Source organism: Candidatus Paceibacterota bacterium (genome assembly GCA_035583355.1).
In the GTDB taxonomy this organism is placed as follows: Bacteria; Patescibacteriota; Minisyncoccia; order Phycocordibacterales; family UBA6899; genus JAJZQJ01.
On record DATEZQ010000003.1, the window covers coordinates 168,368 to 184,813 of the forward strand.

Genomic DNA, 16,446 nt, shown 5'->3' on the forward strand with positions numbered 1-16,446 from the left:
TAGCCCCCCTCTGGGGGCTTTCTGTGTGCTAAGATATGCCACATGCATCCATTGACTGAGCAGCTCTTGCGTAATAGGGGGATTATCGGCCCTGCCGAACAACAGGCATTTTTGAATCCTGACTATACACGTGATGTGCGTGATCCTTTTGGCATTCTCAATATGGAAAAAGCAGTTGATCGCATTCTTTCGGGAATGCGTGCGGGTGAGGATATTGTCATCTTTGGAGATTACGACTGTGATGGTATTCCTGGTTCAGTCATTCTCCATGATCTCTTTGTAAAGATTGGTTACGATAATTTCCGTAATTACATTCCACATCGACATAATGAAGGTTATGGGTTATCAGTTGCGGCAGTGGAGAAATTCATCAAGGAAGGTGTGCAGCTTATCATTACGGTCGACTGTGGTATTACTGATGTCGCCGCAGTCGAAGTCGCAAATGCTGCAGGAATAACGGTCATCATCACTGACCACCATTTGCCTGGGCCGGTACTTCCTCCCGCTTTCGCAATTCTCAATTCAAAGCAAGAAGGGGATACCTATCATGACAATATGTTGTGTGGGGCAGGTGTGGCATTCAAGTTGTCTCAAGCAATGCTCAAGAAAGGCGGATTTGCGGATATTCCCGATGGTTGGGAAAAGTGGCTTCTTGATATGGCGGGCATTTCGACGATTGCGGACATGGTGCCACTTGTGAAAGAGAATCGCGCGCTTGCATACTTCGGACTGAAGGTGCTTAAGCGTTCTGCGCGTCCAGGTCTTAAGGCATTGCTTGCGACCGCGAAAGTGGATCAGCGTTTTCTTACTGAGGAAGATGTGGGATTTACAATCGCGCCTCGCATCAATGCAGCATCGCGCATGGCAGAGCCTATCGCCGCATTTCATATGCTTGCAGCAGACGATGAGGCGAAGGCGATCGCACATGCAAAGGCACTTGAAGATCTCAATAATTCTCGCAAGCTCGCAACGAAGAAGATGGCCGAGGAGGCACACCGTATAGTTTCAGAACTTAAAAAGATACCAGAGGTACTCGTTGTCGGAAAGATTGGATGGTCAGTTGGTGTGGCAGGCATCGTTGCGGCACAACTCGTGGAGCGCTACCAAAAGCCCGCATTCGTATGGTGTCAGGATGGTGATGAGATCAAAGGGTCCTGCCGCTCTGATGGTTCGATTAGCGTCGTTGAGCTGATGCATGCGGTTCCTGGAGAAGTGTTCATTGCGCGGGGTGGCCATGCACAAGCGGGTGGCTTCAGTGTTCATCCTGATCATATTAATGATTTTGCAAAAGCATTGAATAAGGCACACAAAGGGGTTACTAAGAATATTTCGCCTGATAGTCTCTATGAAACAGACGGACATTTGCAGCTTGCTGATGTTTCGAGGGAGACCTATAACGCCATCACGGCACTCGCTCCATTTGGCGAAGGGAATCCAAAGCCGATATTCGCTTTCGAAGGAGTGCGTGTTGCTGATGTGCAGATGTTCGGCAAAACAAAAGAACACCTGAAGGTGGTGCTCAGCGATGAATTGGGTCGCTCTGCGGAGGCAATTGCTTGGTATAAAACTCCAGCGAGCTATCCGCATGCACATCTAGTGAAAGGTGGAAGTGTGACGATGATCGCACATGTTGAGGAGTCACGATTCCTTGGCAAGGTACAGTTACGATTACGCATTATTGATATTCTCCCGGCACGTATATAAAAAGAGGCATATGCCTCTTTTTATATTTTGACTCCCCATGTCTGGAGGATTTCCTTCTCCTCACTCGGTGACATTGCTTTTTTGTATTTCACGCCCGATTTACCCTTTACACGATCTTCACATTCTGCCCATGTTTTGTGGCGTTTTGCTTTGCCATCAACAAGTGAGAGGTATGAATATGCTGGGCCGGTACGCTTTTTCGTACTGCTCTTCTTTGATGCGGCTTCTGGGTCAATACCGATGTTGAGTACATCGACTGCATAGTCCGCAAGTGATCCATTGAAAAGTTCCGGTTCCTCTTTGCGTGCAAATGCAGTTGCGATGCTGTCGCAACGCTCATTGCCTGCAACTCCCACGTGTCCAGGGACGTATTGGAAATGGATGACTCCGTGCTTCTTGTGGTCACTAATGCGCTGATCTATTTCCTCAAACAACTCCCGGTGCAGGGCAGGCGTCTTCGTGCTCGTCATCCAATTATTTTTCTTCCAACCGTGGATCCATTTAGTGACTGCATTGATGACATATTGTGAATCGGTACAGCAGAGGATGTCACCTTTTTCTCCCCCGATACGCCTTAGCCCCTCGAGGAGTGCCATAATCTCCATACGATTATTTGTTGTGTGTTTTTCTGCACCTCCAAGTTCAATGACAACTTTTTTCGAGAGAATCACAACAGTACCCCATCCTCCAGGGCCAGGATTCCCGAGTGCGGCGCCGTCGGAAAATATGATATGGGTGTACTTCGTAAGCATGCATTGAGTATACCATAGACCATGCTCCGGCCCTTTTCTGCTCTCGTCTGTGGATATGTTGGGGATACTACTCTATTACGCTGCTAGTATCATGGAGTATACTCAACTGATGCCTCGCATCCGTGACTACTTACTGCCTTCTCTCTTTGCATTCGCGTGTGGCGCAATTATTGGCGTATACACGAATTATGCACTTATGTTTGGATTGATTATCGGAACAAGTGTGCTTATTGTGCTACCACGGATATTCAAAGGTAATTACCCGCTTACGCGCATTCTATTTATTGCATTGTTTGTATTTGTGCTTGGAGTGTTTAGGGGAGCAGCACTCCACGATCAATTTGATTGTTCTCTGCTCTGCGCAAAGGTAAATACGCTCGTTAGCGTGGTGGGTGTCGTAGATAGAGAGCCAGAGTTTCGTGATGGGTCAGAGCGTTTTGTGGTCCGACTTACAGAAGCAAATGACATACGTGTACAGGCGAACATACAGCATGCTCCAAGTCTTTCTTACGGCACAGAGGTACGCCTTACAGGAATACTTCGCGAACCCGAAGATTTTGAAGGTATAACCGGGGCCTTGTTCCGATATAAAGACTTTTTACATGCACGGGGCATTATGTATGTAATGAATAATGCACGCGTGGAAAGTTTAAGATACGATCAAGGGAATTCTGTTATTGGACTCCTGCTTTCCTTCAAGCAAAAGATAAAAGAAATTTGTGATCGGTTGCCTTCCCCCGAAAGTGGATTGTTGATGGGAATGATCTTTGGAGGAAAAAATGGACTCCCGGCAAACATACAAGATGATTTTCGTATTGCAGGAATCATTCATATTGTAGTGCTCTCCGGAGAAAATCTCACGATCATTGCGTTGCTTGTTATGTGGGTCATTCGAAAGTTTCTTGGATTCTACACGGGTATCATGGTGTCGGCGTTTGTTATATCCCTCTATGCAATTATTGGAGGAATGGAGCCCGCAACAATGCGTGCGTTAGTGATTGTGCTACTGGTATTCGTTGCGACACTTTTGCGCAGAGAGGTAAGTCTCCCGCGAATACTTTTTATTGGTGCGATGCTCCTCATTGTGTACAATCCGTTATTGCTTTTTGATGACCCGAGTTTCCAGCTTTCCGTGCTCGCAATGCTCGGGCTTATATTCATTGGACCGATCATTGAGCGCAGTTTGCTTACTCGTGGTATCCCGCTCCTGTTTACGAGTTATCTCGCGCCAATTTTTGCAGCGCAATTGGGGGTGTTGCCGTATATCATGTATACGAGTCAGTCATTTGCTTCGTATGCATTTCTTGCGAATGCGCTCGTCCTGTTCATTATCGGTTTTCTCTCAATTGGCGGAATGGTAGTCGTTGCTATTGGATGGGTGCTACCGTCGTTGCTTTCGATTATTGCGTTTCCTGTGGTAATCGCACTCAGTGCAGTACTTCATATTGCTCATGGTATCGCGCAATTGCCCTATGCAGCATTACCTCTACATATTTCAGGATGGTTCACCGCCACGGTTTATCTGTTTGTCAGCGTATGGATATTCAGAAGGTATCACGATGGAACACTTACTCCACTTGCGCTCTTTACACTCAAGGAAGAGGTAAAACAGATTGCGAAAAGAAAAATCCCTTGGGCACCTCCAATTCCAGATGTGCAAGGGATTCAGTTTAATCATCTTGATTTTGTTTTTGTGGCGGAGCAGCGGAAGGAGAAAGTCGATACGGAGCGAACCATTTGCTGGGATGATTGATATTATTTTTCTTCGGTATTTTTGTAACTTCTCCAAAGGAAAAAGACAACGAGGATGGAGATGACTGCGAGTGCTCCAGAGTATGGCTTCCAGACGTCGGTATTCTTGCCGAAGAACATGCCGATCTCGATAAAGATAAAAGCCCAGACAGTAGAAGCGAGGAACATCAGCGCTGCATAGGGGATACGAGGTGCTTTGCCGATACCGCCGAATATCGGAACAAAGACCTTGAGGGTAGGGAGCATTTTTGCGATAAAGAGGAATCCCAGCCCTTTCTTTGCGAAAAAGCGCTCCGTTTTTGCAACATGATGGGGTTTCATTGGAAGGAATTTCAGTGCAGCATTCATGCCGTGTTCACGCGCGAATTCATAAAGCGCAATATTGCCGATCGTGTTACCAATCGCACCTGCAACGATAGCAGTAGGGAGGGCAAGTGTGCCTACTCCAACGAAGTAGCCTACAATGATATAGAGGACCTGACTTGAGGGGAAAGAGAAAATTCCATTCGAAAACATAAGAATGAAGATACCCATATAGGAAAGTCCCGAGATGATCTGTTCGAGTGCCATCGTTAAATTGTAGCACAGGACTCAATTTTGTGCCTACGTAAGTAGATGTTGCGAAAGAGGTGGTAAATTTGGTTAATGGACATAAGGGAAGGCACGTGTCAACTCAGGCCTTCTGCCTGATTATGGAATATAATAGGCATATGCTATTGCTCCCAAAGTTCGAAGAGGATTATCAGCGCTTAACCTCGCTTCAGAAGGAGGTGGTGGACACCGTTGATGGACCACTTATGGTCGTTGCGGGGCCAGGTACCGGAAAGACACAGGTGCTTGGACTTCGTGTCGCAAATATTTTGAAAACGCGGGACGTTTCCCCAAACAATATTCTCTGCCTGACCTTCACTGATGCAGGTGCAGTGAATATGCGCGAACGCCTCGAGCGCTTCATCGGTGCTGATGCATATCGTGTCGGAATTTATACGTTCCATGCATTTTGTAATGCAACGATTGGAAGGCATCCAGAATATTTTTACAATGCAGCGACCTATGCTGCTGCTGATGATATTGCGCGCGCAGAAATCGTTGAACAGCTTTTCGTAAAGTTGCCACATCGACATCCGCTTGCAAGCTATCATCCCGATGAGGGATTCGTCTATCGTCGTGACGTGATGGAGCGCATTAAGCACATCAAATCAGCGGGCTTCACGCCGGACGAATATATTCGAGAAGTGGAAGCGTATGCAAAAGAGATGCCAAAAGCAAGCAAGGTGCTTGCCTCGTGGCCAGATCGTCTTGCGATCAAATCGCTCGCTCCTATCGAACAGATTCTTGGCGAACTCCTCGCAATCGGAACAAGTTATAGCCTCTTCCTCGCAAAGACACTTTCTGTCGCTTATGAGGAAGCTCGAGATTTAGGAAAGACGGGGCCGCTTGGAGATTGGAAAAAGAAATTCACCGAGAAGGGAGATGATGAGGTGGTAGTCCTCAAAGATCTCGGCCGCATCGAGAAGATGCGTGCGGTTGCAGCGATGTACAAAGACTATGAGGATGCACTTCATGAGCGTGCGCTCTATGATTATGATGACATGATCATCGATGTCCGATGCGCACTTGAGGAGAATAGTACGTTGCGTAATGTGCTTGAAGAACAATATCAATATATCCTTGTCGATGAGTTCCAGGACACCAATGAAGCGCAGATGAAATTGGTCGTCGCACTCTCTTCGAATCCTGTACATGAGGGCAGGCCGAATGTGATGGTGGTGGGCGACGACGATCAGGCTATCTTCAAGTTTCAGGGAGCTGAGCTTTCGAACATTCTCAATTTCGAGCGCATGTACAAGGATGTACAGACGATCGTGCTTGATAAGAACTTCCGCTCACACAAAGATATTCTTGATGCAGCACGTAAGGTGGTGCTTCAGGGTTCGTATCGTCTCGAAACGGTAAAGAAGATATCGAAGGAGCTTGTGCAGGGGAACAAGGATTTGAAGACCGGGAACGTGACGTATAAGCAATATGGCTCAGATATTGAAGAATTTGCCGCTGTCGCCGCAGCAATTGCTGCACAAATCGCAAGGGGCGAGGATCCAAAGGAGATTGCAGTTATTGCGCACAAGCATGCGCAGCTTCAGGATTTTCTTCCGTACCTTGAGCGCGAGGGTGTGCCGTATTCGTATATACGTCGCGCGAGCGTCTTCGATGAGCCGCATATTCACGAATTGATTACCGTTTGTGATTATCTCGCATCACTGTCGGGAGAGGGAGTGCGCAAAGATGAACTCCTTCCGCAAATTCTCACACTCCCCACATTTGGTTTGTCACGCACGATGCTCTTTCGCATTGCAGTGCGTGCGAAGGACGAGCGCAAGAGCTGGTCTGAAGTCATTGGGGAAATGGAGGATGCGCCGATCCAAAATGCATTTGCATTACTTGCAAAGCTTGGTGGTAGCGCCGAGAGCATGCCGCTTGAACATTTGCTCGACGAGTATATGCGTGAGTCGGGATTCCGTACGCACTACTTTGGGAAGGATGCACTCAAGGAGAAGCCTGCACAGTATGTCGCCTTCCTCGCATCGCTGAAGACATTCATCGAAGCACTGCGCGGTTGGCGTGAGGGTGAACCACTCTTTGCGCGCGACGTTGCACCATTCGTGGCGCTCCACAAAGAGCAGGGCATTGGCCTCGTGAGTACTTCACCATTTGTCAAAGGTGGACGAGCGGTACAGGTCATGTCCGCACACAAGAGTAAGGGACTTGAGTTTGGTAGCGTATTTATTATCGGAGCGCATGAGTCCGTATGGGCAAAGGGTGGGCGAGCGAATAAGGCTCCGGTGCCTGCACCACTTGTGCCACGCATCTCTCCAGCAGGAGAGGACGAAGATGATTTCATTCGTATACTCTATGTTGCACTTACGCGTGCAAAACACACACTCTCGGTGACGGGACATAATAAGCTAGTGAAGTATCTCGGCGAGATCAGTGATGTTCCCGAGGAAGATGCAAAACTCGATATCGACTCCGAAGAAGGAGCGCGAGCTATTCTCGCGCATGAACAAGTGCTTTCTTTGACTGCAGCCCCGTATGTCGAGGATGAGTTAGCGGTGCTTAAAGAAGCGCTCAGTGATTATCGTCTGTCAGTGACCCATCTCAATAATTTCCTTGATGTGACTGCTAATGGTCCCGCATATTTTCTTGAGCAAAACCTGTTGCACTTCCCGCAACCGATGAGTGTGGCAAGTACATTTGGTTCGGCTATTGATACTGCGCTCACCGAGCTCGTGCGCTATCCGAAATATAATGCGGGGGAGTCTGCGCCACTTGAGCGACTTATTGCGGTGTTTAAACGTGAACTCGCAAAAGGGCGACTACCTCAGGATGAGGCACGTAAGCAAATTCGCCGCGGAGAAGAAGTGCTTGCCGCATATGTTGGAGCAAAGAAGGGGTATTTCCAAATCGAGGATGAAGCGCAAGTGGACTTCCGTAATGAAGGTGTGGTGATCGAAGGCGCTCCACTTTCCGGAAAGATCGACCTTTTGCGCCAGGAAGCAGGGGAATTCCATGTTGTCGACTTCAAAACGGGGAAGGAGAGCGAGCGCTGGGATGGCCCGGGCATGGATCAGCACGAGAAGATAAAATTGCATAAATATAAGCAGCAACTTATGTTCTATCAGTTGCTCCTTAATAAGAGTGCGCGTCATGCGATTCCAGTGGCGTCGCTTGCGCTTGAATTCGTCGAGAGCGCAGTTGATGGGCCTGTCGTCAGTTTGAGTTTCAAGCCAGCTGATGAAGACCTTGAGCGACTTTCACATTTGATTGGTATCGTCTATAAGAAGATTATGGCACTTGATTTCCCTGATGTTACGCACTATGAACAGAGCGTAAGGGGTATTAATGCTTTCGAGGAAGATCTCCTTAGTGGAAAAATCTAATTCAAAACCCACCAGTATCTGCTGGTGGGTTTTATTGTCCCCTTAGGAGTGGGCAGCTTGTGGTGTACAATAGAGGTAATGAACTTTCGTGCGCAACAAAAAGGTTTTACGCTTATTGAGACAGTGGTCTCCGTTGCGATTTTTGCTTTTGTTGCCATCGGACTCTATATGTCTTACGCAGAAGTGCTCAAGGTCGTGCACCGCGCGCAATTGCGCAGCGCGACGACCGCACTCGCAACTGAGCAATTCGAAATCGTTCGTAATCTCCCTTATAACCTCGTTGGCCTTAAGAACGGAATACCGGCAGGAGTGTTGCTGCCTACGCAAACTCTTGTGCGCAGTACTCGAACCTTTAATGTCTCCACGATGGTGCGCAATATTGACCTTCCATTCGATGCTGTTGCTCCGTCAGATACAAATCCTGCAGACAACAAATTAGTTGAACTTGATATTGTGTGCACCTCTTGTACTGATTACTTACCGATGTCGTTCACTGCGCAGGTGGGTCCAAAAGACCTTGAGGCATCATCGACGCTCGGTTCACTCTTTGTGCGTACTATCGATGCGGCAGGAAATCCTGTTCCGGGCGCAACGGTACATGTCGTGCTCGCTTCCTCGACAGCACCGATTGATTATACTGATGTCACTGGAGCAAATGGCATGTTGCAGCTCGTGGGTGTAATCCCTGCAATCAATGCATATCAAGTGTCGGCAACCAAAGCTGGCTATTCTCTTGACCAAACCTATTCACCAAATGGTCCAACAACAACGCAGCCTGTGCTTCCGCACGCAACGATTGCTCCAGGGACGGTGACGCAACTCACATTTGCTATCGACCTTCTCGCACAGCTCAACGTGACCAGTGTTACTCCAGCATGTACTCGTATTCCGAATGTACCATTCACGCTGACCAGCAATAAGCTCATTGGTACCGAACCCGTGTATAAATATCAGAAGACGAACTCTACCGACGGTAGCGGGGCACTCACACTCCCTTCGATGGAGTGGGATAGTTATACAGTCGAGGCATCGAAGACAGGCTATGACCTTGCGGGCGTAAGTCCACTTTCACCATTCAATCTTCTTCCCGGGGCATCTCAGAATTTGCAACTTGTATTGGTGCCTCAAACAGGAGATCCAAATGACAATACACTATTAGTGACGGTCATTGACGGGGTGACGGGACTGCCGCTTTCGGGAGCAGACGTGTTGATTGAGAAGGGTGGCGAAACGACACAAAATCTCACAACTGGTCGCGGATTCCTCAATCAGTCTGATTGGTCGGGTGGCTCGGGACAAGAAATGTTTGTCGACCGCACTGCATATGCATCAGATGATGGAAATGTAGACGTCAGTGGTACCGCTGGATCGGTGAAGCTCAAGAAGAGTGGCGGAAACTATGCTGCAAGTGGATCTCTGGAGTCATCGATCTTTAGCGTTGATACTGCGACGAACTTCTACCAGCTTCGTTTCTCGCAAACGGTACAGCCTGCAGGAACAGAGGCAAAGTTCCAGCTCGCAACTGCGAATGCGACGAGTGGCCCTTGGGTGTTTATTGGGCCAAATGGTACAACGACTTCGTATTACACTGCAACGACAACAGATATCAGTGCGGTGTCATCAGGAAAACAATTCTTCAAATATAAACTCTATCTTACGACGACCGATTCTGCGAAGACTCCTGTCGTCGATGACGTATCGTTCACGTTTTCATCTGACTGTGTGTCTTCAGGACAGACCTATGCACAAGGACTCCATAACGGTACCTGGTCAGTCACCGTATCAAAAGATGGCTATGCGACTGAGCAACAGAACGTCGTCATGACGACGAGTAAGCCGTGGGGTACTGCAGCCTTTCAACTTGATCCGAATTAACAAACACTATCTTGCAGATAGTGTTTGTTTTCGTTTCATGGTCGTGTACAATGAAGTAGTAATGAACGTTGGCATGAAACAATCGAAGGTGTCATACAATGCCGGTGTCACAATCATCGAGCTTGTTGTCGTGCTTTTCATTCTTGGGCTTCTCTCTGCAGGAGTAATTGCCTTTCAGCGAAATATATTCAGCACTTCTCGAGTATTGCAAACGAGTCTCCGTAGTGAATCCCAAACGCATAGCGTGTTTCGTGCCTTTACTGCGGAGGTGCGTAGTGCACTTCCTGCATGGAATGGAGCTTCTATCATCGAGAGTGCGGCGACCTCAACGCTGATATTCTACACAACGATTGATGCTGATAAATATACAGAGCGCGTGCGTTATCAACTTGTAGGCACGCAACTCGTGAAAGGAATAACGAAATTCAACATTGCAACGGGGGCATATGATCTCCCCGAGACTACAACGACAATAGTTTCTGGCATCAATGCGGCACCATTTGGAAAGATCTTTTCTTATTATGACAAGAATTATGATGGATCGAGTAGTTCCACCCCGCTTGCTGCCCCAGTTGATATCGCGCGCGTGCGACTCGTTCGGTTTGATCTTCCGCTTGCTGCGCTCGGTACTACTGCATCCTCCACACGAGTTAATTCGATTCAAGTAACGTTCCGCAATCTCAAAGATAACTACTAATATGTACCGTTCCCTGCGCAATCAAAAAGGAGCAATGCTCATTCAGGTCATCGCATTTCTTGCGATAGGGGTTTTGATGCTTTCGGGAATCATGGGCTGGGGGCTCGCATCGGTGAAATTGGCCAAGCATGGTCAATATAGAGAGCAGGCACTTCAGGCTGCCGAAGCAGGAATCGACTATTATCGCTGGCATCTTGCGCATGATGCGACGGATTTTTACGACGGACAAGGTGCGACGAGTACTGGTCCGTATATACATGACTTCCTCGATAAGGATGGTGTGCGCATTGGACAGTTCGAGCTTACTATCACTCCGCCACCGCCAGGATCTTCAATTGTTACAATCAAGTCAAAGGGTGTTGTTGATGCTGAGGCGTCGGCAGCACGTACAATCGTGGAGCGAGTTGCGAAGCCATCATATGCGAAATATGCATTCGTCACGAACGCGACAAGCACCTATTACGGTGCAGGCGATGACATTTATGGAGAGCTCTATTCAAATGGTGTGTTGCGTTTCAATTCACCCGCCAAAGCGCACAGTCTTGTCTCAAGTATGATTGGGAGTACGACAGATCCATATTATGGAAAGGTGTGGGGAGCGTCGTGTACCGGTGATCCTACTCCTCCGACAATGTATACAAATGCATCATGCCCCTCAATCTTTCTTGCGGGACGCACAATCAATGCACCGCAGATAAGTTTCAATAATCTCGCTCTCGATCTTTCTTCATTGCGTACAAAAGCAATCGCCAATGGTAATTATTATGCAGACTCGGGCGCCAAGGGATATGTAATGGTCCTCAAGACTAATGACACCTATGACCTCTATCGTGTGAACACGGTGCGCTCAACTCCCGGGGGCTGTTCCAACACATATAGTGAAACAGGTTGGGGAATATGGAGTGTAAATACACGGACGCTTATTGGGAACTATCCATTTCCTGCTGATGGAATCATATTCATTACTGATGACTTGTGGCTTGAAGGGCAAATCGATGGTGCACACATCACTGTTGCCGCGGGAAGGAATGCGGGTGGCGGAGCACTGAAGCCAAATGCAAATATCATCATCAATAATAATCTGCTCTATACGAATAAAGACGGAAGTGATGCAATTGGAGTAATAGCTGAAAATAGTTTTATCGTCGGCCTCTACTCTGCGGATAATCTTGAGATTGATGCGGCGATTATTGCAGAGAAGGGTGCAACGAGGAGAAATTACTATAGCTCAAACTGTAGTGCGACATATTACAAGCGCACCTCGCTTAAGATCTTTGGTATGATGGTGTCGAATCAGCAGGGATACTTTGTGTGGACCTCGGGTGGTTTCGTAAATTCTGGATATGCAGCACAGCCAGTTCAGTATGATGGGAATCTACTTTACTCCCCACCGCCTTCCTTCCCCCTTACGACCGATCAATATCAGATTATCAGTTGGGATGAAATATAAAACCAGCAGTTGCTGGTTTTTGTTTTTTTGACAAAAGCACCGAGCGTGCTAACTTGCATTGAGAACATGTTCGATAACACTCATCTTGGAGTGAGCCATGACTCATGAGCCAAAGTTTGAAAGAGCAATTGGTTGGCTGAAAGATCAAATTGCACGTAAGGACTTTGCAGCAGCGCTCCAGACATTTATGCAGACAGGGTATTTGCCCGCGAAAGCTGTGCGCAGATTTGTGAACGAGGCGCCCGTTACATTGGCTACGTCGCTCCTTCATAATTTCAAGCTCCACTGCATGACCGGACTCACAAAGGAGAACGTGTTTGATCGGTCTTTGAATATTTCCTCCTATCTTTCCGCATGTGCAGTGCAGAGCATCATTGGGTACTTCAGAGAGAAGCAGCACTTGCTCTCGGTCATTCAGAGTTTTGGAATTCCAGTGCCGCTCGTACTTGTGCAAACGATGCGTGAAATCGAGCAGGGGATAAAGCGAAGTACTCCACACGGCAAATTTCTTGCGTCGGGTTTCGTAAGAGTATATTTCGATGCTCAGTTCTCGAAGTATACGCACCCCGAACTTGATTTCCGGCTCGTTGTACGTACACATAAGAACGAAATAAGGAAGCTGAAGCAAGATGTTTCAGAAGGTTGCACAATGAAGTGATTCGATTAGCGATAGGGCCGTCATGGCCCTATTTTTTTTACCACCACCTCAAAAGTGAATTATTGACAAAAGTGGTATTTTGTGCTATATTATCAATGTTCATTCTCAATCAACTCACTTTCAAGGAGACCTCATGGTCACTTCCGTTTCGCCTGAAATCAAGAAAGAGGAAAAGCCCGCGCTGAGCACCATTGCGCTGCGACAGGATACCATCCGCCTCGCGCTGACGGTGCGCACTGCGCCGAAGTCGCTCTGGTCGATGCCCGTCACTGGCGGCCACAGTGAGCCTGACCCTGTTCCATCTGGACAGAAGATTGTGAGGCGAGTGACCGACGTTTGTGTCGGCACGGATATTCTCCGCACGCATCGGCTTCTCTTCGTCGACCGCAAGGATGTTTCCTACAACGGAAAGCGCCGAGACAAGTTCATCTTTGTCATGGTGCCCGCTGGGGAGCTTGAGGGTGAATCTCTGGATTCCCCGTTCTTGCCGGCGGCCTTTGTCGCACTGTCCGAACATTTCGTTCACGAAGCTTTCAATGAGGCCATCGTGTACGACAATGGTGAGTCTGGACTGTGTATCGAATTTCGCGGTGAGGCTCATCGCCGGAACGCGCACAAGTCCTTTGTCATCGCTTAGTCGATGATCTATCCTTTGGGCCCCCATCTTGGGGGCCCACTTTTTTACCCTTGCGCCACGTTAGAATATGTTTTATGGTATTTACAATTTTGCAATATGTGGTATAATTATTACATGACTGAACAACATCCAAACATACAAAACGAAGCAGAAGTGCTTCCTGAGGGAGTAACTCCCCATGTAGAGGACGAAATTGTTTTGAATGCAGATGACTACAAAGAGAGCTTGAATCAGTACGCTGCAAAGCTGAATGCACATATTAGCGAGGAAGAGGCACTTTCAAAGAAAATGGAAGACGTCCTTTCGAAGATTGGAGAGGCAATCGATGCACAGCCGAAAGGAAATCGCCTTTCGGAGGAGGAGCTTAGTGCGGGCATTGCGGAATTTCAGAAAACGAAACTCGAATGGGATCGTATGAGCCCAGAGGAGCAGCAGGCTGCTATTGCCGCAGGGAAACATGAACCCGTTCTCGGTGAATTCATTAAGACTGCATAATACATAAAACACACAAGCAATGCTTGTGTGTTTTATTGTGCCATACAATGACTGCTATAATTCAGTAATGCAGGCAATAGTCGACGTCATAAAGAAGTATCCGCATCGAGCGATCGCGTGCGTTTCAATCATGTTCTTTGTTTGCGTCTTCTATTTCACGCCTCTACGGACTCCTGCAGTAATGAAGATCACTTTTCTTGATGTCGGGCAAGGTGATGCGGTGCTGGTCACTGGACCAAATGGAAATCGTCTACTTTATGATGCGGGCCCGCCTACAGGAGCCGTGCTTTATGCACTTGATAAAGAACTCTCGTATTTTGATCGACGTATCGCATTTATGGTTTCCTCACACCCGGATGTAGATCACATCGGTGGCTTCGGTGCGGTGCTTTCACGCTATACCCCACTGCTCTATCTCGATGGACATACACATACAAGTAGTGCCGATTTTGCAGGCCTTGAGGAGATGCTGGGGGCAAAGCGTATCGAACGTCGTACGCTGACGCGTGGTGCACGACTATCACTCGGGAGTGGTGTTGTGGTCGATGTACTTAACCCAGTACAGGATGCGCGCAAGGAGAGCCTTTCAACAAATGATGCTTCTGTTGTTCTGCGCATTCAATATGGATCATCAACAGTACTTTTAACTGGCGACCTGGAGTTAGGCGAGGAGTCGAGACTCGTTGATGCTTATGGTGGAGCATTGCACACAACGGTACTCAAAGCAGGACATCATGGTTCGAAATCTTCTTCAAGCGAAAAATTTCTTCAAGCAGTGCAACCAGATTATGTAGTCATTTCTGCGGGAAAGAATAATCGTTATGGTCATCCAAGTCCTGCAGCACTGGATCGCATGGGGAGGACTAGGGCACAAATTCTTGAGACGAGTCAGCTTGGGAGCATTCATTTTTCTTGCTCTCCAGAGGCATGTGTGTATTTGCGAAAGTAAAAAGGGACCCCGAGGGGTCCCTGAATGTTATTTTTGAAGAAGGTACTTCATGACATCTTCGACGCCATAGGTGCCATCTTCACTAGAAATCAATTTGCGAACGAAGGATACGTCATCGCCGAGTGTAATGACTGAGGGTGCATCTGCGCTTGCCTTTGTCGTATTCGACAAGAGGCCATTGCAGAGACATTCGGCACCAACAGTGTCCGCTTCCTTGCCACCCTTGCGCACGTAGTTGTCGATTGGTTCAGCAGGGCAGCGGAATCCGATCTTTCCTGAATCGTCCACATAGGGACGTAGGAGGAGTCCTTGATCGCAGAGGCGCTTGCGCCCTGCGAGGACTGCTCGGTCGGCTATCGTTCCTTCGAGATCGACCACCTTGAAGGGGAAGCCGGTCGGAGAAAGATTGAGATCAGTGCGCGTACGTGCTTCACCGCGATAAATTCTTCGCAGTAATTCGCGTCGCAGGTCGTCACGTAATCCCGAGTCTCGAGAGAGTGCAAAGATCGAGCCGACTTGAATTCCTGACGCGCCGTTCTCGAGTGCCCACGCAAGACCTTCCGGGGACGCGAGTCCTCCGCCGATCCAGAAGGGGATTCCGAATTCGCGCATCTTCGCGAGATTAGCGAAATCTTTCTCACCATAGATCGGTTCTCCTTCTTCATCGAGGACGATGCTGCCTCGCGGGGGAGCATTGTGTCCACCTGCGGAAGGCCGTTCGATGACGAAGGCTTGGATCGATCCATTGCTCTTCTTCATCAGGTACGATGCTGCTGCATCGGTGGTGATGATCGGGATGAAGTCGGGACGCTTGAGCCCCGCGAGTGAAGTGCCAAAGAATTTCTTGACATCGAACTCAGAGAGGTAAGAACCACCACTATCGAGCGAAATGTTGTAGGAGGGATTTCCTCCTGCAGCGATCACGTCGAGCATGCCGGGCACCTTATTGGGGAGCCCTGCGCCCATCGTTACTGCATCAACGCCCGCGAGCATTGCACCGACGATGTTGTAGGTGTGTTGGAGCTGGACCTTCTCGAGGTAGTTGATGGTGATGGGCTGATTGTGTCCCTCTTTGGCGAGCCAGACGAATGCGAAGTTCGCGCAGACCGTGAGCGCAATGAGTTTGTCACTCGGGCGCTCGAGGAACTGCTGCAGTAGTGTGAATCGTTGTCCTGGCTGCAGGCCGCCGTCGATGTAGTAGCGATTGATAATCTCTTCAGCAATCGCAGGGAAGGGGAAGTGGCTGAGGGCTCGACGGATGTGCCCACCAGGATCTCCGAGCTGGAGCGTGCGGACCATGATGCGGTCTGCCATGACGCCCGAAACGGTACCGAGGCCACCGTGCTGTGCAACTTTATTTGCGAGTCCAAACGTCGAGATATCAACGCCCATTCCGCCTCCGCGGACTTCATGATGATTATCCATGTTCGCCTCCTATAGGCAAAGAACTGCACGAAGTCTGTTTTGTAGTGCGCTGTGAGAAGCATACAACAACTACACCATAAATCAAATGTTTGTTACTAAAAAACCCTGCAGGAG

Annotated in this window: 13 protein-coding genes; 10 read left to right on the plus strand and 3 right to left on the minus strand. The window is 48.4% G+C overall.

The genetic code is table 11. The features are described 5' to 3' along the window. Positions 1-42: 42 nt before the first annotated feature. Complete coding sequence (gene recJ / locus VJ579_02180; protein ID HXK37849.1) at positions 43-1,704, plus strand: single-stranded-DNA-specific exonuclease RecJ; 1,662 nt, start codon at positions 43-45, stop codon at positions 1,702-1,704. Positions 1,705-1,724: 20 nt separating this feature from the next. Here recJ and VJ579_02185 read toward each other — a convergent pair whose 3' ends face one another. Further along, entirely contained in the window at positions 1,725-2,456 is a 732-nt protein-coding gene (locus VJ579_02185) for a ribonuclease H (protein HXK37850.1), read from the minus strand. Positions 2,457-2,547: 91 nt separating this feature from the next. Here VJ579_02185 and VJ579_02190 point away from each other — a divergent pair, with 91 nt between their 5' ends. Continuing rightward, positions 2,548-4,209, plus strand: a complete 1,662-nt coding sequence (locus VJ579_02190) for a ComEC/Rec2 family competence protein (protein ID HXK37851.1) — start codon at positions 2,548-2,550, stop codon at positions 4,207-4,209. A 2-nt stretch (positions 4,210-4,211) separates the two neighbouring features. Here the strand turns inward: VJ579_02190 and VJ579_02195 are convergent, their stop codons facing one another. Further along, the gene (locus tag VJ579_02195; GenBank protein HXK37852.1) at positions 4,212-4,778 is read right to left on the minus strand and encodes a DedA family protein; all 567 of its coding nucleotides are present in this window, start codon (positions 4,776-4,778) and stop codon (positions 4,212-4,214) included. 140 nt (positions 4,779-4,918) lie between these two features. Here VJ579_02195 and VJ579_02200 point away from each other — a divergent pair, with 140 nt between their 5' ends. The 8 genes from VJ579_02200 (at position 4,919) to VJ579_02235 (ending at position 14,907) form a co-directional block, all read left to right on the plus strand. Beyond that, positions 4,919-8,146, plus strand: coding sequence for an ATP-dependent DNA helicase (locus VJ579_02200; protein HXK37853.1), 3,228 nt, complete (start codon positions 4,919-4,921; stop codon positions 8,144-8,146). A 78-nt stretch (positions 8,147-8,224) separates the two neighbouring features. Then, positions 8,225-10,021 (plus strand): prepilin-type N-terminal cleavage/methylation domain-containing protein, encoded by a 1,797-nt coding sequence (locus VJ579_02205; GenBank protein HXK37854.1) that lies wholly within the window; start codon positions 8,225-8,227, stop codon positions 10,019-10,021. A 61-nt stretch (positions 10,022-10,082) separates the two neighbouring features. Further along, the gene (locus VJ579_02210; protein HXK37855.1) at positions 10,083-10,718 is read left to right on the plus strand and encodes a prepilin-type N-terminal cleavage/methylation domain-containing protein; all 636 of its coding nucleotides are present in this window, start codon (positions 10,083-10,085) and stop codon (positions 10,716-10,718) included. A gap of 1 nt (position 10,719) precedes the next feature. After that, positions 10,720-12,168 carry a hypothetical protein gene (locus VJ579_02215; GenBank protein HXK37856.1) on the plus strand — a complete coding sequence of 483 codons (1,449 nt, stop codon included), beginning with the start codon at positions 10,720-10,722 and terminating at the stop codon, positions 12,166-12,168. Positions 12,169-12,265: 97 nt separating this feature from the next. Continuing rightward, positions 12,266-12,826 (plus strand): hypothetical protein, encoded by a 561-nt coding sequence (locus VJ579_02220; protein ID HXK37857.1) that lies wholly within the window; start codon positions 12,266-12,268, stop codon positions 12,824-12,826. A 133-nt stretch (positions 12,827-12,959) separates the two neighbouring features. Then, positions 12,960-13,463, plus strand: a complete 504-nt coding sequence (locus tag VJ579_02225) for a hypothetical protein (protein HXK37858.1) — start codon at positions 12,960-12,962, stop codon at positions 13,461-13,463. Positions 13,464-13,577: 114 nt separating this feature from the next. Continuing rightward, complete coding sequence (locus tag VJ579_02230; protein HXK37859.1) at positions 13,578-13,958, plus strand: hypothetical protein; 381 nt, start codon at positions 13,578-13,580, stop codon at positions 13,956-13,958. 67 nt (positions 13,959-14,025) lie between these two features. Continuing rightward, on the plus strand, positions 14,026-14,907 hold the full coding sequence (locus VJ579_02235) for an MBL fold metallo-hydrolase (GenBank protein HXK37860.1): 882 nt from the start codon (positions 14,026-14,028) through the stop codon (positions 14,905-14,907). A 27-nt stretch (positions 14,908-14,934) separates the two neighbouring features. Here VJ579_02235 and VJ579_02240 read toward each other — a convergent pair whose 3' ends face one another. Then, on the minus strand, positions 14,935-16,332 hold the full coding sequence (locus VJ579_02240; protein ID HXK37861.1) for a nitronate monooxygenase: 1,398 nt from the start codon (positions 16,330-16,332) through the stop codon (positions 14,935-14,937). Positions 16,333-16,446 lie beyond the last annotated feature (114 nt).